Source organism: Shinella sp. 1A1 (genome assembly GCF_055379515.1).
In genome coordinates, this window is the sequence record NZ_AP039671.1 from 2,182,840 (window position 1) to 2,206,583 (window position 23,744).

At 64.0% G+C, this 23,744-nt stretch carries 19 protein-coding genes; 5 read left to right on the plus strand and 14 right to left on the minus strand.

The features are described from left to right. The first annotated feature begins 5 nt into the window (after window positions 1–5). Both ACZ48C_RS10830 and ACZ48C_RS10835 read left to right on the plus strand, forming a co-directional pair. Window positions 6–524 carry an RNA polymerase sigma factor gene (locus ACZ48C_RS10830; RefSeq protein ID WP_464781101.1) on the plus strand — a complete coding sequence of 173 codons (519 nt, stop codon included), beginning with the start codon at window positions 6–8 and terminating at the stop codon, window positions 522–524. Between the two features lie 2 nt (window positions 525–526). Continuing rightward, window positions 527–1,381, plus strand: coding sequence for an anti-sigma factor family protein (locus ACZ48C_RS10835; RefSeq protein ID WP_119256980.1), 855 nt, complete (start codon window positions 527–529; stop codon window positions 1,379–1,381). Window positions 1,382–1,587: 206 nt separating this feature from the next. Here the strand turns inward: ACZ48C_RS10835 and leuA are convergent, their stop codons facing one another. The 6 genes from leuA to ACZ48C_RS10865 form a co-directional block, all read right to left on the minus strand. After that, entirely contained in the window at window positions 1,588–3,294 is a 1,707-nt protein-coding gene (gene leuA / locus ACZ48C_RS10840; protein ID WP_119256979.1) for a 2-isopropylmalate synthase, read from the minus strand. A 390-nt stretch (window positions 3,295–3,684) separates the two neighbouring features. Continuing rightward, entirely contained in the window at window positions 3,685–4,263 is a 579-nt protein-coding gene (locus tag ACZ48C_RS10845; RefSeq protein WP_464781102.1) for an ATP-dependent Clp protease proteolytic subunit, read from the minus strand. Window positions 4,264–4,447: 184 nt separating this feature from the next. Beyond that, a complete protein-coding gene (queF, locus tag ACZ48C_RS10850; protein ID WP_464781103.1) occupies window positions 4,448–4,912 on the minus strand; it encodes a preQ(1) synthase in 465 nt (154 codons plus the stop codon). Further along, complete coding sequence (locus ACZ48C_RS10855; RefSeq protein ID WP_464781104.1) at window positions 4,909–5,826, minus strand: cation diffusion facilitator family transporter; 918 nt, start codon at window positions 5,824–5,826, stop codon at window positions 4,909–4,911. The genes queF and ACZ48C_RS10855 overlap by 4 nt, the downstream gene beginning before the upstream one ends. 298 nt (window positions 5,827–6,124) lie before the next feature. Next, window positions 6,125–8,314 carry an anthranilate synthase gene (locus tag ACZ48C_RS10860; RefSeq protein ID WP_464781105.1) on the minus strand — a complete coding sequence of 730 codons (2,190 nt, stop codon included), beginning with the start codon at window positions 8,312–8,314 and terminating at the stop codon, window positions 6,125–6,127. Between the two features lie 264 nt (window positions 8,315–8,578). Beyond that, window positions 8,579–10,840 carry a TonB-dependent hemoglobin/transferrin/lactoferrin family receptor gene (locus ACZ48C_RS10865; protein ID WP_464781106.1) on the minus strand — a complete coding sequence of 754 codons (2,262 nt, stop codon included), beginning with the start codon at window positions 10,838–10,840 and terminating at the stop codon, window positions 8,579–8,581. Window positions 10,841–11,244: 404 nt separating this feature from the next. Here ACZ48C_RS10865 and ACZ48C_RS10870 point away from each other — a divergent pair, with 404 nt between their 5' ends. Both ACZ48C_RS10870 and ACZ48C_RS10875 read left to right on the plus strand, forming a co-directional pair. Further along, on the plus strand, window positions 11,245–11,901 hold the full coding sequence (locus ACZ48C_RS10870) for an extensin-like domain-containing protein (RefSeq protein ID WP_464781107.1): 657 nt from the start codon (window positions 11,245–11,247) through the stop codon (window positions 11,899–11,901). Window positions 11,902–12,004: 103 nt separating this feature from the next. After that, window positions 12,005–12,511 (plus strand): DUF1993 domain-containing protein, encoded by a 507-nt coding sequence (locus ACZ48C_RS10875; protein WP_464781108.1) that lies wholly within the window; start codon window positions 12,005–12,007, stop codon window positions 12,509–12,511. Window positions 12,512–12,547: 36 nt separating this feature from the next. Here ACZ48C_RS10875 and ACZ48C_RS10880 read toward each other — a convergent pair whose 3' ends face one another. The 8 genes from ACZ48C_RS10880 to ACZ48C_RS10915 form a co-directional block, all read right to left on the minus strand. Beyond that, window positions 12,548–14,227 (minus strand): formate--tetrahydrofolate ligase, encoded by a 1,680-nt coding sequence (locus ACZ48C_RS10880; RefSeq protein ID WP_464781109.1) that lies wholly within the window; start codon window positions 14,225–14,227, stop codon window positions 12,548–12,550. Between the two features lie 119 nt (window positions 14,228–14,346). Further along, window positions 14,347–15,498 (minus strand): DUF2333 family protein, encoded by a 1,152-nt coding sequence (locus ACZ48C_RS10885; protein WP_464781110.1) that lies wholly within the window; start codon window positions 15,496–15,498, stop codon window positions 14,347–14,349. Beyond that, the gene (locus tag ACZ48C_RS10890; RefSeq protein ID WP_464781111.1) at window positions 15,491–16,792 is read right to left on the minus strand and encodes a DUF6638 family protein; all 1,302 of its coding nucleotides are present in this window, start codon (window positions 16,790–16,792) and stop codon (window positions 15,491–15,493) included. Before ACZ48C_RS10890 ends, ACZ48C_RS10885 begins: the two co-directional genes overlap by 8 nt. Next, a complete protein-coding gene (locus ACZ48C_RS10895; protein WP_464781112.1) occupies window positions 16,789–17,193 on the minus strand; it encodes an endonuclease domain-containing protein in 405 nt (134 codons plus the stop codon). Before ACZ48C_RS10895 ends, ACZ48C_RS10890 begins: the two co-directional genes overlap by 4 nt. Before the next feature lie 179 nt (window positions 17,194–17,372). Continuing rightward, window positions 17,373–19,283, minus strand: coding sequence for an AAA family ATPase (locus ACZ48C_RS10900; RefSeq protein ID WP_464781113.1), 1,911 nt, complete (start codon window positions 19,281–19,283; stop codon window positions 17,373–17,375). A 1-nt stretch (window position 19,284) separates the two neighbouring features. Next, window positions 19,285–20,433: a hypothetical protein gene (locus tag ACZ48C_RS10905; protein ID WP_464781114.1), complete on the minus strand. Its 1,149-nt coding sequence runs from the start codon at window positions 20,431–20,433 to the stop codon at window positions 19,285–19,287. Between the two features lie 187 nt (window positions 20,434–20,620). After that, window positions 20,621–21,709: a hypothetical protein gene (locus ACZ48C_RS10910; protein WP_119256965.1), complete on the minus strand. Its 1,089-nt coding sequence runs from the start codon at window positions 21,707–21,709 to the stop codon at window positions 20,621–20,623. Between the two features lie 192 nt (window positions 21,710–21,901). Continuing rightward, window positions 21,902–22,489, minus strand: a complete 588-nt coding sequence (locus ACZ48C_RS10915; protein ID WP_318909672.1) for a thymidine kinase — start codon at window positions 22,487–22,489, stop codon at window positions 21,902–21,904. Between the two features lie 228 nt (window positions 22,490–22,717). On the opposite strand from ACZ48C_RS10915, the gene ACZ48C_RS10920 reads away from it, so the two are divergent. Next, window positions 22,718–23,677 carry a choline ABC transporter substrate-binding protein gene (locus ACZ48C_RS10920; protein ID WP_119256963.1) on the plus strand — a complete coding sequence of 320 codons (960 nt, stop codon included), beginning with the start codon at window positions 22,718–22,720 and terminating at the stop codon, window positions 23,675–23,677. The last annotated feature ends 67 nt before the right edge of the window (window positions 23,678–23,744 follow it).

The window sequence follows — 23,744 nt, forward strand, 5'->3', positions numbered from 1 at the left end:
AAGCAATGCGTCCGACGGCAGAATCGAAAGAGTTCCGGCGAGAATTGGTCAATTTGCTGCCGAAGCTGCGCCGTTTCGCCATGACGCTGACGCGCAATGGCAGCGATGCCGACGACCTCGTGCAGGAAGCATGTGAGAGGGCCATCACGCGAAGCCATCTCTGGAACGGGGAAGGCCGGCTGGAAAGCTGGGTTTATGCCATGACGCGCAATCTCTGGGTGGACGAGATCCGCAAGCGAAAGGTCCGCACAGGGTCCGGCACTGTAGATGTTGCCGAGCAGGACAGCCTGCATGTCGACGCATCGGCCGACAAGGCGGTCTATGCCAAACAGTTGCACAAATTGATCATGACGATGCCGGAGGGCCTTTCGAGTGTCTTCCTGCTGGTGAATGTCGAAGGGCACAGCTACCGGGACGCGGCGGATATCCTCGGGATACCGATCGGCACGGTGATGAGCCGGCTCTCGGCGGCCCGCATCAGGCTCGCGGCCATGATCTCCGAACAGGCAGAAAGGAGGGCCTGATCGTGGAAAGCACACGGGGTCTCCCGCTCGAGGTTCGGTTGTCCGCCTATCTCGATGGCCAGTTGCCGGAGGAGGAAGTCGAGGAGATCAACGTCCTCCTCGCCGCCGACGACGAGGCCCGCGCCGTCTATGAAAAGCTCAAGCTCGGCAGCGAATTCGGCGCGCGCGCCTTCGACAGGATGCTGCAGGAGCCTATCCCGCTCGACCTCGTGCGCAACATCAAGGAAGCCGGCCGGAACGAGGAGGAAGCGCCGAAGCTCGGTTTTGTCGGCGCGCCCGTCGCCGCCGTGCCGGCAGGCCGCCGCAGCGCCTTCTGGCCGCAGGCGCTCGCCGCATCGCTGGTGATCTTCCTGTCCGGCGGCGCCGTCGGCTATTTGATCTCCGAACAGAAGCAGACCGCCTTCCAGGCCGCCAGCAACCAGTTCGCCCCGGCCCGCACCTGGCTCGACGACATCGCCGACTACCACCGCATCTATTCGCGCCAGGCGCGCCATCTGGTGGAAGTGCCGGCCAACGACGCGGCGCATATCGTGGAATGGCTCTCGGCCAGCACGGGCGTGAAGTTCCAGCTTCCCGACCTTTCGGCGGAAAAGCTGACCTTCGAGGGCGCCCGCCTGCTCGTCGCCGGCGGCAAGCCGACCGCGCAGCTCCTCTATCGGGACACCGACAACGAAGTCTTCGCCATCTGTTTCCTGCAAAGCGAGCCAATCGACGGCAAGACGTCGCTTGCCGAGAGCATGCGCAACGACATCGGCCTCGTCTCCTGGCAGAAGGGCAACGCTTCCTATGTCGTCGTCGGCCCCTCGGCCGACCCGAACCTGGAACGCATCGCCGAGGCGGTTTCCACGACCATCTAGAGCAATTCCAGCAAAAGTGCGAAGCGGTTTTGCGTCCGGGATTGCGTAGAAATAAAGAGTTAGAGCGTTTTCGCGATTCGAAGAGAAGCGGAAATGCTCTAGGTGGGTCGCCTTTGGGGCCGCCGCCCTCACGACAATCGTAAGCCGACAAAAAGAGCCCGGCAGCAACGCTACCGGGCTCTCGTCATTTCATGTGTACCGGCCGATCAGCCGCGCGTCGCCAGCACCCGGTTGGCGGCGGAGACGATGGCTTCCAGCGAGGCGGTCACGATATTCGTGTTGATGCCGACGCCGAAGAGCTTGCCGCCCGGATGCTCGACCTCGACATAGGCGATGGCCGCAGCGTTCGAGCCGTGCTGGAGCGAGTGCTCGGAATAGTCGGCGACGGACATGGGGATGCCGAGATAGATCGACAGCGCGTTGATGAAGCCGTCGATCGGGCCGGTGCCCCTGCCCTCGATGCGCTTCACCTCGCCGCCGTCGGTGATCTCGGCCGCGACGATGCGCGTGCCCTTCTGCTCGCCGTCGGGATAGGTATGATGGTCGACGAAACGCAGGCGCGTGCCCGGCTGCGTGACATAGCGCTGCATGAACTGCTCATGGATGCGCTTGGAGGGAAGCTCCACGCCTTCCTCGTCGGTGATGCGCTGGATCTCCTCGCGGAACTCCACCTGCAGGTTGCGCGGCAGGTTGATACCGTAGTCTTCCTGCAGGATATAGGCGATGCCGCCCTTGCCGGACTGCGAGTTGATGCGGATGATCGCCTCGTAGGAGCGGCCGACATCCTGCGGGTCGATCGGCAGGTAGGGCACTTCCCAGAGCGGCTTGTTGGCCTTCTTGATGGCCTTCATGCCCTTGTTGATGGCGTCCTGGTGCGAGCCGGAGAAGGCCGTGTAGACCAGTTCGCCGACATAGGGGTGACGCTCGGGGATGACCATCTCGTTGGAATATTCGTAGACGGCCTTGATGCGCTCGATGTCGGAGCAGTCGAGCTTGGGATCGATGCCCTGCGTGTACATGTTGAGCGCCAGCGTGACGACGTCGACATTGCCCGTGCGCTCGCCATTGCCGAAGAGCGTGCCTTCGACGCGGTCCGCGCCGGCCATCAGGGCGAGCTCCGTCGCGGCGATGCCGGTGCCGCGGTCGTTGTGCGGATGCAGCGAGATGATGACGTTCTCGCGGTTGTCGATGTTGCGGCACATCCACTCGATCTGGTCGGCATAGATGTTCGGCGTCGCCATCTCGACGGTGGAGGGCAGGTTGAGGATCAGCTTGTTGTCGGCGGTCGGCTTCACGATCTCGACGACGGCGTTGCAGATCTCCAGCGCCACTTCCAGCTCGGTGCCGGTGAAGCTCTCCGGCGAATATTCGAACCGGTAGCCGCCGCCGGCCCTGGCCGCCATGTCGGTGATCATCTTGGCCGCGTCGGTCGCGATCTGCTTGATGCCGGCCACGTCCTTGGCGAACACCACGCGGCGCTGCAACTCGCTGGTCGAGTTGTAGAAGTGGATGATCGGCCTATGCGCGCCTTCCAGCGCCTCGAAGGTGCGGGTGATCAGCTCCGGCCGGCACTGGACCAGCACCTGCAGCGAGACGTCGTCGGACACGTTGCCCTCCTCGACGCACCAGCGGGCGAAATCGAAGTCGGTCTGCGAAGCCGAGGGGAAGCCGATCTCGATTTCCTTGAAGCCCATGTCGAGCAGGAGCTGGAACATGCGGGCCTTGCGGTCGTGGCCCATCGGGTTGACCAGCGACTGGTTGCCGTCGCGCAGGTCCACCGAACACCAGATCGGCGCCTCGGTGATCGTCTTGCCGGGCCAGGTGCGGTCCGGGATGCTGATCGTCGGATAGGCCTGATACTTGGTTGCTGCATCGGGCATGCCCTGCTTGGGCGTGTGGGTCTTCACAATCATCGCGTCTTCTCTTCGTCGTCCCGGCATTCGCGAAAGCGTCTTAGCGCAACGGTCGGCGCTTGGCGACGGCGAATGCTGGCCATGGGCGGCCAGAACCGGAATTAATGCATGGGGTGAAACGAGGAGCTATTGCCGGACGGGCTTTTCGGCCGCCGGGCGCTCCTCAGCGAACCCGGCAACCGCGCGTAAGGCCGAGAAGAAGAAGCGAGGAGAAGCCGCGCGAACGCTCGCGAACAGCAGCGCTGCCGCGGGAAACTCGTTCGATGATCTGTGCGCCGGTCTTCAACATGATGGGGCGCTTATAGCGGCGGGAAGGCCGCTGCGCAACCCACCAGACGAAAAAGCCCTCCGCAATGGGAGGGCTTCCTCTATTCAAGTGGCCGAAAAGCCTCAGATATCGCCCTGCGAGATCACGATGCGCGAGACGAGGCCGTAGCCCTTGGCTTCCTCGGCGGAGAGCCAGTAGTCGCGGTCCGTGTCCTTGGCGATCTTCTCGATCGGCTGGCCGGTGGCGTCGGCGAAGATCTTGTTCAGGCGCTCGTTCATCTTGATGATCTCGCGGGCCTGGATCTCGATATCCGATGCCATGCCGCGGGTGCCGCCCGACGGTTGGTGCAGCAGGAAGCGGGTGTTTGGCAGGCAAAGGCGCCGTTCCTTCGGCGCGGCGACATAGATCAGCGCGCCGGCCGAGGCGACCCAGCCCGTGCCGATCATCCAGACCTTCGGCTTGATGAACTTGATCATGTCGTGGATCGAATCGCCCGATTCCACATGGCCGCCCGGCGAGTTGACGTAGATGCGGATATCCTCGTCGCTGGCGGCGGCAAGCGCCACGAGCTGCGAGCAGACCTTCTGCGCCAGTTCCTGGTTGATCGGCCCGTAGATGAAGATCGAACGCGACTTGAAAAGGTTCGCTTCCGTTTCCTTGCCCAGGGGCAGTTCCGTCTTCTTGTCGTCTTCGTCGCTCATCCAAAGTCTCCGGATTGCTCGTCAATAGTCCTGTCGCTGTCAGATAATGCGACTCACCGGCCAAGACAATGCAACAAAACCGATACCCGGCGATAGAGCGCACCCGCGCCACCGCAAAACACGGTAAATGCCGGGCGACGGCTCATGACCCGCCTTCCTCGCGGGACGGCGGAAGCCCGCCGCCTCATCCTCGCCCGCGATACGGCTGCACGCCCTGGTCCGGCAGCCAGACGCCCTTGGGCGCTTCACCGGTCTGCCAGAACACATCGATCGGAATGCCGCCGCGCGGATACCAGTAGGCGCCGATCCTCAGCCATTTCGGCTCCAGCAGCCCGACGAGCCGCCTGGCGATATCGACGGTGCAATCCTCATGGAAGGCGCCGTGGTTGCGGAAGGAATGCAGGTAGAGCTTCAGCGACTTCGATTCGACGAGCCAGCCGTCCGGAATGTAGTCGATGACGATATGCGCGAAGTCCGGCTGGCCGGTCATCGGGCAGAGCGAGGTGAATTCCGGCGCGGTGAAGCGCACCACGAAATCGGTGCCGGCATGGCTGCTCGGCACCTTTTCCAGAAGCGCGGCATCGGGATCGGCAGGAAGATCCACCTTCTGCCCGAGTTGCGACAATCCCGATACGTCCGTCCTGCTCATGATCCGACCCTTTCGATCCTGACCCTTACACCATGCGCCTTTTCCGTCTCGGGCTCCACATGGATGGCGATCTGGGCGCCCGGCTGCACGGCGCGGATGGCGTCCTCCAGCCGGTCGCAGATATCATGCGCCTGCCCGACGGGCATGGCCGCCGGCACGACGAGGTGGAAATCGACGAAGGTCGCCGAGCCGGCCCGGCGCGTCTTCAGGTCGTGCACGCCGAGCGAGCCGGCCCCGTGCGCCGCGATGGCCGTCTGGATCGCCTCGGCCTCCCCCGGCTCCACCGCATGGTCCATCAGGCCGTCGACCGAATGGGCGATGACCTTCCAGCCCTGGTAGAGGATGTTGAGCGCGACGAGGATCGCCAGCAGCGGATCGAGCACGGCATAGCCCGTCACGATGGCAAGGACGAGGCCGATCAGCACCCCGATCGAGGTGACGACGTCCGACAGGATATGCTGCCCGTCCGCGGCCAGCGCCGGCGAGCGGTAGCGCCGGCCCGCGCGGATGAGCACGTAGGCCCAGACGGCATTGATCACCCCCGCCGCGAAGTTGATGGCAAGGCCCATGACCGGCGCTTCCATCGACGCCGGCGCCATTACCGCCGGCACCGCCTCCATGACGATCAGCAGCGCCGCCACGACGATCAGCACGCCCTCGAGGACCGCCGAAAGATATTCCGCCTTGTGGTGGCCGAAGGGATGCGTCTTGTCCGCCGGCTTGGCCGCATAGGTGATGGCCGCGAAGGCGACGATGGCCGCCACCACGTTGACGCTCGATTCCAGCCCGTCCGAAAGCAGCGCCACCGAGCCCGTCACCCACCAGGCGACGAGCTTCAGCCCCATTACGCCGAAGGCCAGCGGGATGCCCCAAAGCGCCAGCCGCTTGACCGTGTTGCCGTCCGTGTTTCCCATGCCGCTCTCCATGCGCATGCAACCGAGTTGCAAAAAGCCTGGCCCATCAACGCAAAACCGCGCGCACGGGGACGTGCACGCGGTTTTTCTCTCGGGGTTCGCTATGGACCAGGACGGCGGCTTTGTCAAAGCCCGCGCGGCTGGGCGCACAGGTTAAGGCTGTCCCTCACCTGCCTGCCGGCATCCTCTCCCCGTAAACGGGGCGAGGAGCGCTGGGCGCGCCGTTCTGCCCCTTCTCCCCGCCTGCGGGGAGAAGGTCCCGGCAGGGGGATGAGGGGCAAGCCGGCAAGCCGCCAAACTAAGCCGCCTTCACCCTCGCCTTCTTCGACAGATGCGCCACCACGTTCTCGATCATGCGCATGCCGGCATCCTGGCCGAGCGTCATGATCGATTCCGGATGGAACTGTACCGCCGCCACCGGCTCGCTGGCATGTTCGATGCCCATGATCGTGCCGTCCTCGCTCTCCGCCGTGATGATGAAATCACGCGGCAGCGTCGCCGGATCGGCGAAGATCGAGTGGTAGCGACCGACCGTCACCTCCTTGCCGAGGCCGGAGAAGACGATGCCCGGCTCCAGCACGCGGATGCGCGAGGGCTTGCCGTGCATGGGGACGGCGAGCTGGCGCAGTTCCCCGCCATAGGCCTCGGCCAGCGCCTGGAGCCCGAGGCAGACGCCGAAGATCGGCAGGCTGCGCGCGCGCGCCTTCCTGATCGTCGCCTTGCAGTCGAAGTCCTTCGGGTTGCCCGGGCCCGGCGAGAGCACGACGAGGTCCGGCTTCACGCGATCGAACACCTCTTCGGCAACCGGCGTGCGCACGGTCGTCACCTCCGCGCCGGTCTGGCGGAAATAGTTGGCGAGCGTGTGCACGAAGCTGTCCTCGTGGTCGACCAGCAGGATCTTCACCCCTGCCCCGACGGATGCGACGTCGCGCTGGACCTTGGCGGAATTGCCGGACTTGGCGTCGCGGATGGCTGCGATCATGGCGGAGGCCTTCAGTTCGGTTTCGGCTTCTTCTTCTTCCGGGTTGGAATCGTAGAGCAGCGTCGCGCCGGCGCGCACTTCGGCAATGCCGTCCTTGATGCGGATGGTGCGCAGCGTCAGGCCCGTATTCATGTCGCCGTTGAAGCCGACCATGCCGATCGCCCCACCATACCATGCCCGCGGGCTCTTCTCATGCGCTTCGATGAAGCGCATCGCCCAAAGCTTCGGCGCACCCGTCACCGTGACGGCCCAGGCATGCGAGAGGAAGCCGTCGAAGGCGTCCATGTCGTCGCGAAGGCGCCCCTCGATATGGTCGACCGTGTGGATGAGGCGCGAATACATCTCGATCTGCCGGCGGCCGATGACCTTGACGGAGCCGGGCTCGCACACGCGGCTCTTGTCGTTGCGGTCAACGTCCGAGCACATGGTCAGCTCGGATTCGTCCTTCTTCGAGTTGAGCAGCTTCAGGATCTGTTCGCTATCGGCAATCGGGTCGTCGCCGCGCTTGATCGTGCCGGAGATCGGGCAGGTCTCGATGCGGCGGCCCGACACGCGCACGAACATTTCCGGCGAGGCGCCGACGAGATATTCCTGGTTGCCGAGATTGATGAAGAAGGAATAGGGCGACGGGTTGATCGCCTTGAGGCGGCGGGAGATTTCCGAGGGCCTGCTCTCGCAGCGCTCGAAGAACTTCTGGCCCGGCACGACCTCGAAGAGATCGCCGCGCTTGAAGCTTTCCTTCGCCTTGACGACGAGCTCGGCATATTCGCCCGGCCGGTGATCGCCCTGCGGCGGGATGACGTCGGAGGTCCGGAACGGCTCGGCGGCGATCGCCTCGCCTTTGCCCTCGGTGGAAAGGCCGCCCCTGGCGAAATCGTAGCGGTCGATCCAGGCCTTGGCGGCATAGTGGTCGACGACGAGGATTTCGTCCGGCAGGAAGAGCACCATGTCGCGCTGGTCGTCCGGCCGCGTGAGCTTGAGGTCGATGGCGTCGAACTGGAAGGCGAGGTCGTAGCCGAAGGCGCCGTAGAGGCCGAGGCTCGCATCCTCCGCCGAATGGAAGAGGTCGGTGACGGCGCGCAGCACGGTGAAGACCGTCGGCATCTTCGAGCGCTCTTCCTCGGTGAACACCCGGTCGGGCAGCTTCACGTCGAGATCGAGCCGGCTTGCCGTGCGCGCGCCGAGCGCCAGTTCCGGCACGTTCGCCAGGCGGTCGGCGATCAGCGACAGCAGCACCTCGCCGCGCGCATTGTAGGCCTCGATCCAGACGGAGCGGCCGAAGGAGGAAATGCCGAGCGGCGGATCGACCACGGCCGTATCCCAGCGCGTATAGCGGCCCGGATATTCGTAGTTCGAGGAGAAGACCGCGCCGCGCCGCTCGTCGAGCTTGTCGATATAGGCGGAGATCGCATTGGCATAATCCGCCGCACGGCGCCGCCGCGTGACGGTCACCCCGCCGCGCGTCTCATAGGCTTCGCCGCCGTCTTCCAGAATTTTCGTCGCCATTCCCAACTCCGTTTCGGCCCGGTCCTGCGAGGCGGCCGAACACAAAAAAGCCGCCTCGAATTTTCCGGGCGGCTTGTCGTCTCAATCACGCATGACTGGTCAAGGCCGCCTCAGCGAGCCCACCACCAGCCAGAAATGATGCGTGCGTTTGTCATGGGCGGAATTGTTAGCGACAGATGGATGCTTGCGCAAGAGCCTCCTGTCGCGGCTCAAAGAAAAGGGCGGCAGGATTTGCCGCCCTTCTCCATCTGCATGCTGCGCAGATCAGAACGTCTTGGTGATGGAAACCTTGAAGCTCCGTCCCGGCTCGGCATAGAAAGCGCTCGGCTGGTTCGTATTGCTGTTCGAAGGGGTAGCGGTATCCAGAGAACGCAGCGCCACGCCGTCCCAATATTCCTTGTTGAAGATGTTGTAGACGCCAGCCTGAATTCTGAGGCCTTCGGAACCTTCCGGCTCCCACCACGCCGTCAGGTTCGCAATCCCGTAACCGGGGGCGTTGAACCTGTTGGCGGTGGTGGATTTACGTATCGCACTTCCGAAAATGCCCGTGAGGTCGACACCCCAATCGTCCTGGCTATAGCCGATGCCCGCAATCGCCCGCAGCGGAATCACGGTGCGCAGCGACTCGTCCGTATCCTTGTCCTTCGCGTTCGTATAGGTCAGCGAGCCGTTGAGATGAATGCCATTGGCGAAAGCGTGGTAGCCGCTGATCTCGATCCCGGCCACACGAACACGCGCCCTGTTGTAGTATTGCTCGTAGCTCGTATAGGGCGGGACCGGCCCGATATCGCGCCTGTCGATGAAGTTCCTGTACTGGTTATAGAAACCGACCACCCGCATCTTCGTGTCGCCGACGTCATAATCGCCGCCAAGCTCCAGCCCCATGCCGGTTTCGGGCTTGAGGTCCGGATTGCCGACGACGGCGTATTGAATGGGACCGCCCTGCCCCGTGTAGAGCAGATAGAGTTCGTCCACCGTCGGTGCGCGGTATGCCATCGACCACTGGCCGAAAAGCTCGAAATCTGGCGTGACGTCGTATCCGACGAGAAGCTTCGGCGAGATCCGGGCGCCGTGGCGCGAATCCGGCAGGCCGGTATAGCCGGGATTTCCGGTGAAACCGGCAGTTTCCTGCGGTTGGTAGTCGAACCAGTCGAAGCCGAGGCCGGGTGTCACGGACCAGGCGGAATCGCCGTAGCGGATCTTGTCGTCCAGCGTGATGCCGAGCCTTGCACCGTTGACGTCGGGCATTTCCGACTGATCCGCATGGAGCGAGCCGCATGCGGGACCGACATAGGATCCGTCGATGCAGCCGTCGCGGCCGGCGGTGAAGGACTGGGCCCAGAAATAGGAGAAATTGGTGCGGATGTTCAACTCATGGCTGAAATTGCCGGTGTCGAATGCCTTGTTGAACGTACTGACGATGCCGACGGACTGCTCTTCCAGCTGGTTCGAACGGTACCAGTCCCCGGCCGGAGCCGGAATGCGGATGCCTTCATTGCCCGCAGTCCGCTTGACGTTCTGCCAGTAAACGGAGGAGCGGATGGAATCGAAGAACCCGCCCGGTTCGTCGAGCTGGTAGTCCAGCGATACCCGGTCGCGCGTATTGTCCTCGAAGCCGAAGAAGTCCTTGTAGCCGCGGCTGGAATTGGTACCGCCCTGCAGCGTCAGCAGTTCCGTGTCGAGGTCGCGGTCATAGTGCTCGGCCGTGATGCCGATCCTGTGGCCGCCCTCCAGTTCGCGACGCGCCTTGAAGAGCAGGTTGTATTCCGTGAGGTCCGCGGGGTTGGCCTTGTCACGGCCGAAGCCGATGCCCCCGATCGTGCCCGCATTGTCCGTCTCATGGCCACGCAGATAGGAACCCTGGAAGAGCACGCTGGTGTCGTCAAAACGCTTGGCGACCGCGAAGTTTCCACCGATGCCCCGAATGGAGCTGTCATAGGTCGCCTTGGCGATGCCGCCCCAGTCCCGGCCTTCCCGGATCAGGTCTTCCGGTTCCAGCGTGCGCAAGACGACGGCCCCGCCCAGCGCGCCGGAGCCGGCGCGGCTCGAGTCCGCTCCCTTGACGATATCCATCGTGGAAATGGCATTGAACGAGAACGCATTGGCGCCGCCATTCGCGTTGGTCGTCGTCGAGGGACCACCCGAACGGGCGGCGTTGGAGAGATAGGGAAGCGGAATGTCGTCGACCAGCGTCGTCACGCGGTTGCCGCCCATCCCGCGAATGACGAAGCCCTTGTCGGCGGAGGAATATTGAACGCTCGGGTCCAGGCGCGACACGTCGGAGGGCGAGTTGATCTCCTCACGGCGCAATTGCTCCGCGGTCGTCTGTGTTGCAAGGGGCGTGTCCTCGACGCTGCCCGTCGGCTTCACCACCCGCTTCCCCTTCACCACGATAGGCTGCAGGGTTGTGTTCCCATTGGCGTCGGCCGTGCCGGAGGCATCCTGCGCGAGTGCGGGGGCGGAAAGGGAAAGCACGGCGAGCGCCGTGCAAGCCAGAAGTGCGGAACGGGAACGCCGGGCCTGCATGTCTATCCTCTACTAATTCGGCACGCGCGGCATCGTCCCGGCGCACGAGGATGCGCCGGCTGCGAGCCATGCGGAAAAATGGCAAAAACGTGTTCGGGTCGAGCCCGGCCTATCGCTATGAAACATGATAAAACTTGTCAACATAAAAAAGATGACTTTATCAATCCACTATTCACTTCGTTGCCGGATTGCCGCGCCCGAAGCGCATGCGTGTCGTCATCGTCCACAGGGTTTCGGCAACCAAATCCGCTGCCGGGCGTTTCCCCGCTGATCTTTTCAGCGGGAGACAGCCCATTCTCACCCTTCGCCCCCTCGCCCTCATCGCCCTGCCCCTCATGCTCGCCAGCGCCGCCGACCTGCCGGAAAAGGGTCCGCTACCCGCTTCACGTCCCGAGCAGGCGCCCGTGGAAGAAAAGAAGGAGACCCCGGCGGTCGATGTAAAAACGGAGGCGGGGCGCAAGGCCGCCGAGGAAGCGGAGAAGGCCAGCGAGCGTCCGCACGAGGATGCAAGCGAAGAGGCGGCCTGCCGGAAGGCGTTGACGGAGATCGGCGTGGGCTTCGAGGAAGCGCCGGCGGTCGAGGACGGCAAGGCCTGCGGCATCGACAAGCCCGTCCTTCTCAAGCGGCTGCCGGGCGGCATCGAGGTCGAGCCGCAGGCGACGGTGCGCTGCGAGGCGGCGCTGCAGCTTGCCCGCTGGCTGGAGGGCTCGGTGAAGCCTTCGCTGCAGGCCGCCATGCCGCAGGAAACGATCACCAGCCTCTCCCAGGCCTCCGCCTATGTCTGCCGCAACCGCAACGGCGCGACGGAAGGCAGGATTTCCGAACATGCCTTCGGCAATGCCATCGATATCGCCGGTTTCACCTTCAAGAGCGGCAAGACCTTCACCATCCGCCCGGCGGACAAGGATTCCACGCTGGAAGGCGCCTTCCAGCGCGCGATCACCGAGGCGGCCTGCCTCTATTTCACGACGGTGCTCGACCCCGGCAGCGACGCGGCGCACCAGAACCACCTGCATCTCGACGTGAAGGAACGGCGCGGCGGCTACCGCTATTGCTGGTAATGAACCCCGGCGATATTTTCGGCGGCTCCTGAAAAGAGGCGCGCGTCGCTCCTATCTGTAGTGAGGCCCAGAGCCCGATATCACGCCACGCAGAGGTTCCCCCATGTCGATCACACCCTATGAACTCTCCATCCCCGCGTTCCAGCGCGGTTTCGCCGTCCTGTCCAAACTGCTCGACAAGGCCGAAGCCTTTGCGCAGGAGAAGAACATCAAGCCGGAAGTCCTCGTGAACGCGCGCCTTGCGCCCGACATGCTCTCGCTCGCAGGCCAGGTCCAGCGCATAAGCGATACGGCCAAGGGCGCCGCCGCGCGCCTCACCGGCACCGACGCGCCGGGCTTTGCGGACGACGAAACGACGCTATCCGACCTGCGCGCCCGCATCGAGAAGACCACGGCCTATCTCGCCTCCGTGCCGGAAGCCGCCTTCGAGGGCGCGGCCGAGCGCACCGTCGTCCTGAAGACGCGCGGCGGGGAACTCAGCTCCTCCGGCAAGGACTACCTCCTCACCTTCGTGCTTCCGAATTTCTACTTCCACCTGACGACCGCCTACGCGATCCTGCGCCACAACGGCGTTCCCGTCGGCAAGCTGGACTATCTCGGCCGCACGTGACCGCGACGAGGGGCGCCCGAGGCGCCCCTTCCGCTTTCAGAAGAGGCCTTCGATATGGCCCTCTTCGTTGAGGAAGATCCTCTCCGACGACGGCACTTTCGGCAGGCCCGGCATGGTCATGATCTCGCCGGTGACGACCACGACGAAGCCGGCGCCGGCGGACAGGCGCACCTCGCGCACCGGCACGGTATGGCCGGTGGGCGCGCCGCGCAGGTTCGGGTCGGTCGAGAAGGAATATTGCGTCTTGGCCATGCAGACCGGCAGCCGGCCGTAGCCCTGCTGCTCCCACATATGGAGCTGAGCCCGCACGGTCTTGTCGGCGATTACCGCGTCGGCATGGTAGATGTCCTTGGCGATCGTCTCGATCTTCTCGAAAAGCGGCATCTCGTCCGGGTAGAGCGGCGAGAATTGCGAATGGCCGGATTCGGCAAGCTCCACCACCTTGCGCGCCAATTCCTCGATGCCGGCCGAGCCGAGCGCCCAGTGCCGGCAGACGATCGCCTCGGCGCCGAGCGTTTCCACATAGGCCTGCACCGCGCGGATTTCCGCCTCGGTATCGGAGGTGAAATGGTTGATGGCGACCACGACGGGCACGCCGAACTTCTTCACGTTCTGCACATGCCGGCCGAGATTGGCGCAGCCCTTGCGTACCGCCTCGACATCCTCCCGGCCGAGATCGTCCTTCTTAACCCCGCCGTTCATCTTCATGGCGCGCACGGTCGCGACGATGACGGCGGCGTCGGGCTTGAGCCCGGCCTTGCGGCACTTGATGTCGAAGAATTTTTCCGCCCCGAGATCGGCGCCGAAACCGGCCTCCGTCACCACATAGTCGGCAAGCTTCAGCGCCGTCGTGGTGGCGATAACGGAATTGCAGCCATGGGCGATGTTGGCGAAGGGGCCGCCATGCACGAAGGCCGGGTTGTTCTCCAGCGTCTGCACGAGGTTCGGCTGCATGGCGTCCTTGAGCAGCACCGTCATCGCCCCGTCCGCCTTGATGTCGCGGGCAAAGACCGGCGACTTGTCGCGCCGGTAGCCGATGATGATGTTGCCGAGCCGCCTTTCGAGGTCCCTGAGGTCCATCGACAGACAGAGGATCGCCATCACCTCCGAGGCGACGGTGATGTCGAAACCCGCCTCGCGCGGATAGCCGTTGGCGACGCCGCCGAGCGAGCAGACGATCTGGCGCAGCGCGCGGTCGTTCATGTCCATCACGCGCCGCCAGGCGATGCGACGGGTATCGATGTTCTGCTCGTTGCCCCAGTAGATGTGGTTGTCGATCAGCGCGGCGAGCAGGTTGTGCGCCGAGGTGATGGCGTGGAAATCGCCGGTGAAATGGAGGTTCATGTCCTCCATGGGCACCACCTGCGCATAGCCGCCGCCGGCCGCCCCGCCCTTCACGCCGAAGCAGGGGCCGAGCGAAGCCTCGCGAATGCAGGTGATGGCCTTCCTACCGATGCGGTTGAGCCCGTCGCCGAGGCCGACCGTGGTCGTCGTCTTGCCCTCGCCGGCCGGCGTCGGGTTGATGGCAGTGACGAGGATCAGCCTGCCGTCGGGCTTGCCCTTCTGCGCGGCAATAAAGCCGGCGGTGATCTTCGCCTTGTCGTGACCATAGGGCAGCAGCGCTTCCGGCGGGATGCCAAGCTTCGCGCCGATCTCCAGGATAGGCTGCTTCTTCGCGGCGCGGGCGATTTCGATGTCGGATTTCACGTCGGCCATGCGGTGTGCTCCCCTCAGCATCGCTGCCGCAACCGGGTCTCCTCTCCCGGAGGCGGCATTCGGTCAATACGCAAAGGCGGCGGGGAATGCTGCTCGCAATCCCCGCGAAATCACTGCTGTCAGCGTGCCAGCACGTCGCGCATTTCCACAAGGTTCGAGCGCACGCGCAGGATATAGAAGCCCATAGTGGCAAGATGCGTCGGCATGATCCAGCCGTCTTCCTTGCCGTTCGAGATGATGGCCGGCTGGATCTTCAGCGCCGAGCGAAGCTGCGAGATCGTCGCCTTCCAGAGCGGCTCGATGCCGCGCGCCTTGATGACCGCCTCGAAGTCGGCGCCGGAGGCCGAGAGGATGCCGTAATAGCCGTAGAGCTGGCCATAGGCGAACCAGAAGCGGTCGTCCGCCCGCGTGTCGAACCAGCCGCCATTTTGGAATTCCGACTGCTTCCGAATAATGTCGGAAGTCGAGCCGATGTCGTTGGTGATGCGGTCGAGGAACTCGATCAGGTTGTCGGAGCGGCCGTCGAAGATGGCGTCGCAGGCTTCGAGCGAGGCGTTGAACTTGCGCAGGTCCGCCATCGCCGTGCGGTAGTAGTTCGGCGTCGGCGTCTTGGGCAGCAGCGAATCCGAGCCGAAATACCAGGTCTCCTCGTCGAACTGCAGGTTGCCGCGGGCGCGCTGGAGGTCGGCGTTGATGCCGGAGGTGCCGCGCACGCGGCCGAGCGCATCGACCAGTTCCACCGCCGTGCGCCGGACGGCCTGGTTGACGCCGCGCTGGAAGGACGCCTTGTTGTCGAACCACGGCGTCTTGTCCCAGTCGAGCCCGAAGAGCCCAAGCTTGTAGAGCAGCATGGAGGAGATCCAGGCGTTCTGGTTGACGTTGAAGTCGATGAGGTCGGCCGTCACGTCGACGATCGCCGAGCGCACGCAGGTCTTCGGCTCCGGCTCGGCAAGATCGCCCGCCGGCGGCGTGGCGGAGGCGGTGCCGCCGGTAGCGGTGCCCGCATCCTGCTTGCGCTGGCCGAGATTGTAGGTGTTCACATAGTCCGGGTTGAAGCCGCTCCACACCTGGGTCTGCCAGATGAAATAGGCATAGAAGGCGACAAGCACGACGAGTGCGATGCCGATCGGCCCCTTGATGATCCAGCCGCGGGCGCGATACCAGTTCGCCACCGTCATGAAGGGCCAGAGGATCCAGGCGATCACCATGCCGATGCCCCGACCGATGGCCGCGAAGATGCGCTGGAAGAAGGCGACGATCGGGTCAAGCATTGGGGTCGTCCTCTCTGATGCCGAAGAGTTTCCTGCGGAATGCAGCCTTGTCTTGCAGATAGGTTCGCGTCAACGTCGCAACAACGTATTCGCGGAACTTTTCGCTGTAGTGCTCGTAGGCGGAATAGAAGCCCTGCTTGTCGAAGACGAAGCGCGACACGAAGTCATGGGGAACCATCTGCGAAATCAGCCGGTTGACCAGCCATTGGTCCGGGTGGTCGGGCGCGGCGCGCACGAGGAGGAAGCGCCTTTCGGGCGCGACCTCGTCGATCTTGATCTCGCCGGTCGTCGCGACCGTCCGCATCGCCTCATGCAGGAAGGGATAGGTGCCCTCCTCGGCCACCAGCGCGGCGTTGCGATGCATCCAGGTCTGCAGCCAGATGCGGTCGGCCTTTTCGAGGTCGGCGGTCGGGTCGCTCCGGTTGACGAGGCCGGCGACGGTCATGTCCGCCCTGTGCTGGAAGAGGCCCGACGGCTCCACCCACGAGGCCCGCGGCAGCTCCAGCCGCTTGGTCGAGGCGAGGAAATCGAAGATGCGCCGGTGATCGTCGAGCGCGATGTAGCTCACCTGCCACGGCCGCGAGCGGCGGAAGCCGGGCACGCTGGGGTCGCAGATCACCGTCGTCGTCCGGTCGTCGAGGAAGACGAAGACCCCGCCGAAATGGTTCGCCCAATAGGCCTCGTGGCGGAAGACGAGCTGGTCCGGCACCAGCGCGTTCTGGCGGATGTCGCCGGTCTGCCTGGCAAGCTCCACCATGCGGTTCAGCATCGCATCGTCCGCCCAGGCGTTCGGCACGGTCTTCAGCCGGTCGACGAGCCCGCGCAGCTCGGCCGCCTTGCCGAGCATGTCCTCGGCCGAGAGCACCCTGAAGCGCACCTCGTTGATCGAGAGCAGGTCGTCGATATCGTTGACGACGGAGACGGAATCCTCGATCTCGCCATAGAGCGCGTCGCGGATGGTGATCGCGTTGATCGCCCTTGCATTGGCCGAGAAGAACTCGTGCATCAGCGCGGCCGTGTTGGAAAAGCTCGTATGCACCACCGGCAGGTTCACCTGGTCGGGCGTCATGATGACGAAGCGTCGGTTGACCCGGTTGGGATCGAGATAGTCCCGGTCGCCGAGCTCGTCGGCAATTTCCGGCGAAAAGCCGGTCATGTCGATGCGGAAGCTCGGAAGCCCGGTACGCCGCATCCCGAAACCATCCAGCGCCTTGTTGTAGCGCTCGACCAGATGCGGCTCATCGACCGGCAGCAGCCGCCCGTAGATCAATTCGGCTTCGAGGAGGCGTTTCATGTGCGCTCCCCTGCGGGCAGAAACAGAAAATCGGTCCCGGATACACGCTCCGACAGACGACCTTCGCAAATCGCCACGATCGTCTCGAGCACGGCTCTGCTTTCCATCAGGATATCCACATTCCAGAAGCGAGCGATGGACCACCCATTCATAGCCATGAATTCATTTCGTTTCCGGTCATATTCACTACCTGCGTGCTGGCTGCCGTCAACCTCAACGACCAGCATTTTCTCTCGACAGGCGAAGTCGGCAAAGTAGGGGCCGATTGCCACCTGGCGGACAAACTTGAAGCCGTTCAACCGCCGGCCTCGCAGCTCCGACCAGAGGGATGCCTCCGCGTCGTTATCGATCTGGCGCAATTGCCTTGCTCTTCCGGTCCTCTTGCCGTTCGCGCCACGCACTGGCCCCTCACCCTAACCCTCTCCCCGCAAGCGGGGAGAGGGAACGTGCCCCACGCGACATTGATGATTGAGGAAACCGGCGCGGCATATCCCCTTCGCCCCGCTTGCGGGGAGAAGGTGGCCGGCAGGCCGGATGAGGGGCAAATCCGGCAGACCGATAAGGAGCGAACCCGGCACGCCTACCACCGCCCCTCCGCCTTCATCGTCTCGATCTCGCGGACCGCCTTCTCGCGCTGGCGTTCGCGGCGGATGATGTCGGAGACGGCGGCGTCGTCGGATTTGTCGGTGTAGCGGAATTCCGAATCGGCGTAGCGGTTGATCTCCTGGAGCACCATTTCCATGGTGATCGGCCCGCGCAGCTCCTCGATCATCGCCTTCTTCTCGTCGTAGCTCCTGTGCATGAAGGCGTCGGCCGTGGCGAACCAGTCGTCCGGCAGCTCCACGTCCATGGCGCGCATCTTGATCGCATCAGTGATGTTCTTGATGGCGCGGCCGGTGAAGCGCGGCTCGGCGACCTTGATGGCGTGCAGGTAGCCGCCGATATCCTCCAGCGTGCGGATCGCGCCGTGCTCCTTCTCGTGGCGCTCCCAGACGGCGAGAAGCCCCTCTTCCTGCGGACGCGCATGCTGGCCGTAGGAATTGGAGACGGCGCGCTGGATCTCCTGTCCTTCGAACAGCGTGTGCCCGCCGAGCGGGATCGAATGGTTCCGGCCGACGAGCAGCGCGAAGATGTCGATATAGTCGTCCTCGGTCTGCGGCCCGTCGACCAGCCAGCGGGCGCCGGCGCGCTGGCGCAGGGCATCGTCGACATTCTCGGGATAGTTGGAGAACATGCCGAAGGTGCAGTTGCCCCGCACCACGGTCGAGGCGCCGGCGAAGCTTTCCATCAGCACCGCCGTCACCTCGTGCTGGCCGGCAGAGGCGCGGTCGTCGGAGCGCTTGGCGGCGACCTGGTCGACGTCGTCGATGGTGCCGAAGCCGATCGCCTTCGGGTTCATGACGTTGTTGACGAATTCCTTGCAGTTCTGGCCGGACTTGCCCTGGTAGGACGAGATCTGGTCGACGCCGAAATTCTCGTAGTGGAAGGCGTAGCCGGCGATCTGGCAGTAATCGTTGACGAGGCCGGCGAGCATCTGGATGAGGATGGTCTTGCCCGTGCCGGGCATGCCGTCGCCGATGAAGGTGAAGAGGAAGCCGCCGAGCTCGACGAACGGGTTCATCTGCCGCTCGAAATCGTAGGCCATCAGCATCTTGGCGAGCTTCATCGCCTGGTACTTGGCGATATGGTTGCCGATGATCTCGTTCGGCTTCTTGAAGGTCATGACCAGCGGCTTGCGCTTCTGGCCCGGCGCGACGTCGAAGCCGGACAGCGTGAAGTCGTCCTGCTCGATGCGGATATGCGCGTTCTCGAAGCCGGCAAGGCCGGTGAAGCGGGCGCGGCGGCCGATCAGCCCCTCGATGGCGACGCGCGAGAAGGCGCGCGCCCGGCTGACGAGCGCGCCGTCGTCCGGCGCGCCGGCAAGGGTGCGGTCGAGGCCGGCGACCATGCTTTTCAGCGCATCCTGCGGCGTGTCGAAGAGATAATCCGGCTCGCCGCCGTCCTCCACCGGCTCGCCCTCGCCCGGCAGCGTCGCGCCGAGATAGGCGGCGAAGGTGAAGGCGGCGATATAGGCGGAGGCCGCCAGCAGCGCCCGGAAATGATCGGCCTCGGCGCCGGCCAGCGGCGCGGCGAGATTGCGTGCCTGAAGCCCCTCCAGATCGGTCTGGCGGGAAAAGGCGTCCGTCACCGCCAGCGCCACCTGAAGCCCGCGCCGGGCGCGGAACAGCACGGCATGCTGCTGCGGCGAAAGGAGCGGATCGGCGGCGCGCACCGACTGGATCGTCCTTGCCAGCTCCACCTCGCGCGTGCGGCGTGCGCCTGCGGTCGAGACGGTGGAGACGAAGCGTCGACCGGTGCCGGCGAGCGCCGTGCCGTTCCTGCCGTCGTCGCTTTCGAGGATGACGAGCTTCGAAACCAGGCTCTGCGCCATCGCCTGGTGCTTGGCGATGTCGTCCTCGTGGATCGTCGTCAGTCCGGCATTGAGGCTCATCTCATCCCTCGGTGATTACCTGGTTTCCTGAAATCACATGCACCTTGTAGCTGCCGAAGATGCCCTGCGTCTCGCCTGCGGCATAGAGCGCCTGATAGGCATCGTGCGGCACGAGCGCATGTTTCTCGTAGGCGCTGACGCCCATGCGGGCGGCTTCGAGATCGTCGGTCTCGATGTGGAACTCCTCCTGCGCGGGCGTCGAGCTCCAGAAGCCCTTCTGCGCCGGGCGCTCGGCCTTGGAGAACACTTCCTGCACCGTCCAGGTCAGGAGCCAGGCATTTTCCGGCTTGCGCACCTTGGAGAGGATCTCGTTGACCTTCGCATTGTTCTCGGTGATGCCCGCCGAATAAAACGGCCCGAGCACGATGCGGCGGAGCTGCTTGGGATGCAGCGCCGGGAAATCCCTGTCGAGATTGGTGGCGATCGTCACCGGCGTCAGCGAATAGGCGCTGTTGTTCAGCGCGAAATCGTCGAAGCGGCTGGCAAGATCGGGATTGAGCAGGCCCCCGACGGGCAGCGGGATATCGACGTCCTGATTGAGCTTGCCGTCCTTGGTGACGAGCATGTCGACGACACTCTCGCTCGAATCCTCGATAGTCGCCATATAGACCATCGGCAGCGTCGCGGTGCCGTCGAAGGCGCCCCAGCAGACGACGTAATAAGGCCGCATGGTCTTCGGGTTGACCGCGACCCGGATCGTCTCTGGCAGCACGAAGGGCGAGAAGATGTCGCCCTTGCCGATCTGCTCCAGATAGAGCCGTTCGGCCATGCGCGTCTGGAGATCCGTCGGAAACGCCTTCTGCCGCAGGATGAAATCGGCCATCTCGGAGCGAAGCTGGTCGGCATTCGGCATGGCGGCAAGGCGCTTTTCCGCCCCCTGCCGGTCGTTCTCCAGCTCCATCACGTTCTGGAAGACGGGAAAGCCGCTCTCGGCGCGCGACACGCGGAACTGCTGGACGAAGCCGATGCGGTTCTCCCAGCAGGCGAATGACGCCCGCAGCCGGGCGAGATAGGGCATGACCACCTCGCCCACCACGCTGTTGCGGTAGAGCGGGGAATTCCGGTCGCCGAGGAAGATTTCGAGCCCGCCGAGGGCGGAACGGATGGTGGAGAAATATTGCGCGACGGCGCTGTCGGCGGGGATGCTCATCGATGAGGCGCCTCATAAACACCCCCCTCTGCCCTGCCGGGCATCTCCCCCACAAGGGGGGAGATCGGCTGGGGGCAAGGCGGTGCCACGATTCGATCTCCCCCCTTGTGGGGGAGATGCCCGGCAGGGCAGAGGGGGGTAAAACCTCCTCTCGGCCGCACAGCCAGCAAACTCGTCACAGGCACCATCACGACTTCACGTAGTTCGCGGTATTGTGCTTGTCCATGACGGTCTGGAAGCGGCGGGCGAAGGCGTCGTCCGCGAGCTTCTTGCGGCGCTGGATATCCTGCGTCGCCAGCATGTTCTTCTCGTGCATCTCCAGAAGGTCGCCGATATGGCGCTGGGCGGCCGAGCCGATGCCGGCCATGGTCTCTTCCGCGGCGGTATCGACCTGCGAGCCGAGCGTGTTGATCTTGTGGGCGACGTCCTGCTGCGCCGCCGTCTTCAGCGAATCCTCCAGCGCCTTGTAGAGCACGATGCGCTGCTCGGTATCGATGGTCAGCTTGTTGATCAGCGTGTTCTGCGCGGCGATCTGGTTGTTGAGCGAATCGACGAAAGTCTGGAACATCGAGCTGTAGCGCTCCAGCGTCTGGCTCTCGGCCAGAAGCTCCTGCTCCTTCGCCTGCATCTGGTTGTATTCGGTCGCCAGCGCCGAACGCTCGCCTTCCAGGTCCGTGCGGGTCTTCTGGTCCGTCGAGGCGGCGATGCGGTTCTCGAGGTCCATGAGGAGCGGGTTCAGCTCTTCGATGCGCTTCTGCGTCGCCTCCAGGTTCGACATCGTGCCCTTGCGGCGCTCGATCACCTGCACGAGGCTCGTCTCGGAGGTCTTGTAGCGCTGGTCGAGGATCGACTTCTGCTCCTTGAGGATGCCGACGATCGTGTCGGACTTGGAGAGCAACTCCTGCAGGTTGCCGGCGAGCGACATGTTGCGCACGCGGTCGGTGCGCATGCGCTGCATCTTCTGCTTGGAGAAGATGCCGATGAACTTCTCGTAGCCCGAATAGCTCTTCATGCTCTCGAATTCGGTGCCGAAGATATTCGTCGCATCCTCCAGCCCGATGATGAGGTCGGCGATATTGCCCTCCATCACCTTCTGCTGGGCGATGACATCCTGGATGCGCGCATTCTCGATGTCGAAATTGACGTCGCCGAGCTTGGTGTCCGCCTTGGCGAACTGTTCCAGCACGATGCCGGACTGTTCAAGCTTGCCGCGCATCTCGTTGACGACACTGCGGGTCTTGTCGATCTCCGCATCGAAATTCTGAAGTGTGGCCATTCTTGTCCCCTTGCACTCTCAACGGCAGACGTCCGCGCCGCCCGATTTATTCCATCGCGGCGACACTATACGATTTCGGACGGACAGGAACCCGCCCGAGGGTTTTCCCGCAGAACATGTGGGACACGGCCGACGCACCGCAAGATGGCCGGGGATTTTTTTCGCCGCACGGCCCGAACGGCCGTACCCGCCTCAATCGGCCTGCATGATGTCGTCCCAGTGTCGGCGGCAATAGGAAACGTATTTGTCGTTGCCGCCGATCTCCACCTGCGCACCCTCCTTCACCACCTTGCCGTCGGCGCCGAGGCGCACGACCATCGTCGCCTTGCGGCCGCAATGGCAGATGGTGCGCACCTCGCGCAGTTCGTCGGCAAGGGCGAGCAGGGCCTGCGAGCCCGGAAAGAGCTTGCCCTGGAAATCCGTGCGCAGGCCATAGGCCATGACGGGGATATGCAGCCGGTCGGCGACGCGGGCGAGCTGCCAGACCTGCGCCTCGGTAAGGAACTGCGCCTCGTCGACGAAGATGCAGGCGATCTCCTCCCCGCCGTCGCCGTTGAGGGTCTCGATATGGCGATAGAGGTCGTCGCTGCGGTCGAAGGCGATGGCGTCCGAGGACAGGCCGATGCGCGAGGAGATGCGGCCCTGCCCGGCGCGGTCGTCGAAGGAGGCGATGAAGATCGCCGTGCGCATGCCGCGTTCGCGATAGTTGTAGGACGCCTGCAGGAGCAGCGTCGACTTGCCCGCGTTCATCGTCGCGTAACTGAAATAGAGCTTGGCCATGATTTTCTCCGTTCCCGCGTCATGGCCCGGCAGGACGCGTTTTTCCAGCCGCAAAGGCCTGAAAACCACAGAAAACAAAGGGGCCCATCCGTTGCGACATCCATGTGCAAAATTGCGAACAGGGCCGAAATTTATTGGACCTTTCAGAGGCTTCGGGCTACGCCAAGGCGCTTGAAAGCATGTCGTTTTGATGATTGGCTAAAACATAGTCATAAGGGGAGCAAAAACATGAAGACTGCATCACCATTGAAGATACTCCTTGCCGCTGCCGCATCCGTCCTCGCCCTCGGCGTCGCCAACGTTTCGGCCGCCGAAGCGGAAAGCTGTGGCAAGGTCCGGTTCTCGGACGTGGGCTGGACCGACATCACCGCCACCACCGCGACCGCGACCACCATCCTCAAGAGCCTCGGCTACGAGACGGAAGTCACCGTGCTTTCGGTTCCGGTCACCTATACCTCGCTCGGCAACAAGGACATCGACGTCTTCCTCGGCAACTGGATGCCGACCATGGAAGCCGACATCAAGCCGTTCCGCGACAACGGCACGGTCGAGACCGTGCGCGAGAACCTCGAGGGCGCGAAGTACACGCTCGCGACCAATGCCAAGGGCGCCGAGCTCGGCATCAAGGACTTCGGCGACATCGCCAAGCAGAAGGACGCGCTCGGCTCCAAGATCTACGGCATCGAGCCCGGCAATGACGGCAACCGCCTGATCATCGACATGGTCTCGGCCGGCAAGTTCGACCTCTCGGGCTTCGAGGTCGTCGAATCCTCCGAGCAGGGCATGCTGGCGGAAGTCGCCCGCGCCGAGCAGGAAGGCGCGCCGATCGTCTTCCTCGGCTGGGAACCCCACCCGATGAACGCCAACTTCAAGCTGACCTACCTTACCGGCGGCGACGACATCTTCGGGCCGAACTTCGGCGGCGCGACGATCTACACCAACGTGCGCCAGGGCTACACCACCGAATGCCCGAACGTCGGAAAGTTCCTGCAGAACCTCAAGTTCTCGCTGGAAATGGAAAACCAGATCATGGGCAAGATCCTGAACGACGGCCAGGATCCGGAAGCCGCAGCGACGGAATGGCTGAAGGCCAATCCGGCAGCCATCGAGCCGTGGCTCGCCGGCGTGACGACCAAGGACGGCAGCGGCGAGGCCCTGCCCGCCGCGAAGGCCGCGCTGGGTCTCTAATAGGCAAGAATAGGGCGGGGAGGAAACTTTCCCGCCCTTCTTCTCTCCGGATACTGCCCTTCCCGCA

What these genes read in the sequence shown, in the direction of transcription:
- ACZ48C_RS10860 (WP_464781105.1), bottom strand. Translation starts at nt 8,314, where the DNA reads ATGGCGACGAAAATTCTGGAAGACGGCGGCGAAGCCTATGAGACGCGC.
- ACZ48C_RS10830 (WP_464781101.1), top strand. Translation starts at nt 6, where the DNA reads ATGCGTCCGACGGCAGAATCGAAAGAGTTCCGGCGAGAATTGGTCAAT.
- ACZ48C_RS10885 (WP_464781110.1), bottom strand. Translation starts at nt 15,498, where the DNA reads ATGCTTGACCCGATCGTCGCCTTCTTCCAGCGCATCTTCGCGGCCATC.
- ACZ48C_RS10890 (WP_464781111.1), bottom strand. Translation starts at nt 16,792, where the DNA reads ATGAAACGCCTCCTCGAAGCCGAATTGATCTACGGGCGGCTGCTGCCG.
- ACZ48C_RS10880 (WP_464781109.1), bottom strand. Translation starts at nt 14,227, where the DNA reads ATGGCCGACGTGAAATCCGACATCGAAATCGCCCGCGCCGCGAAGAAG.
- ACZ48C_RS10865 (WP_464781106.1), bottom strand. Translation starts at nt 10,840, where the DNA reads ATGCAGGCCCGGCGTTCCCGTTCCGCACTTCTGGCTTGCACGGCGCTC.
- leuA (WP_119256979.1), bottom strand. Translation starts at nt 3,294, where the DNA reads ATGATTGTGAAGACCCACACGCCCAAGCAGGGCATGCCCGATGCAGCA.
- ACZ48C_RS10915 (WP_318909672.1), bottom strand. Translation starts at nt 22,489, where the DNA reads ATGGCCAAGCTCTATTTCAGTTACGCGACGATGAACGCGGGCAAGTCG.
- ACZ48C_RS10900 (WP_464781113.1), bottom strand. Translation starts at nt 19,283, where the DNA reads ATGAGCCTCAATGCCGGACTGACGACGATCCACGAGGACGACATCGCC.
- queF (WP_464781103.1), bottom strand. Translation starts at nt 4,912, where the DNA reads ATGAGCAGGACGGACGTATCGGGATTGTCGCAACTCGGGCAGAAGGTG.
- ACZ48C_RS10855 (WP_464781104.1), bottom strand. Translation starts at nt 5,826, where the DNA reads ATGGGAAACACGGACGGCAACACGGTCAAGCGGCTGGCGCTTTGGGGC.
- ACZ48C_RS10910 (WP_119256965.1), bottom strand. Translation starts at nt 21,709, where the DNA reads ATGGCCACACTTCAGAATTTCGATGCGGAGATCGACAAGACCCGCAGT.
- ACZ48C_RS10920 (WP_119256963.1), top strand. Translation starts at nt 22,718, where the DNA reads ATGAAGACTGCATCACCATTGAAGATACTCCTTGCCGCTGCCGCATCC.
- ACZ48C_RS10875 (WP_464781108.1), top strand. Translation starts at nt 12,005, where the DNA reads ATGTCGATCACACCCTATGAACTCTCCATCCCCGCGTTCCAGCGCGGT.
- ACZ48C_RS10845 (WP_464781102.1), bottom strand. Translation starts at nt 4,263, where the DNA reads ATGAGCGACGAAGACGACAAGAAGACGGAACTGCCCCTGGGCAAGGAA.
- ACZ48C_RS10905 (WP_464781114.1), bottom strand. Translation starts at nt 20,433, where the DNA reads ATGAGCATCCCCGCCGACAGCGCCGTCGCGCAATATTTCTCCACCATC.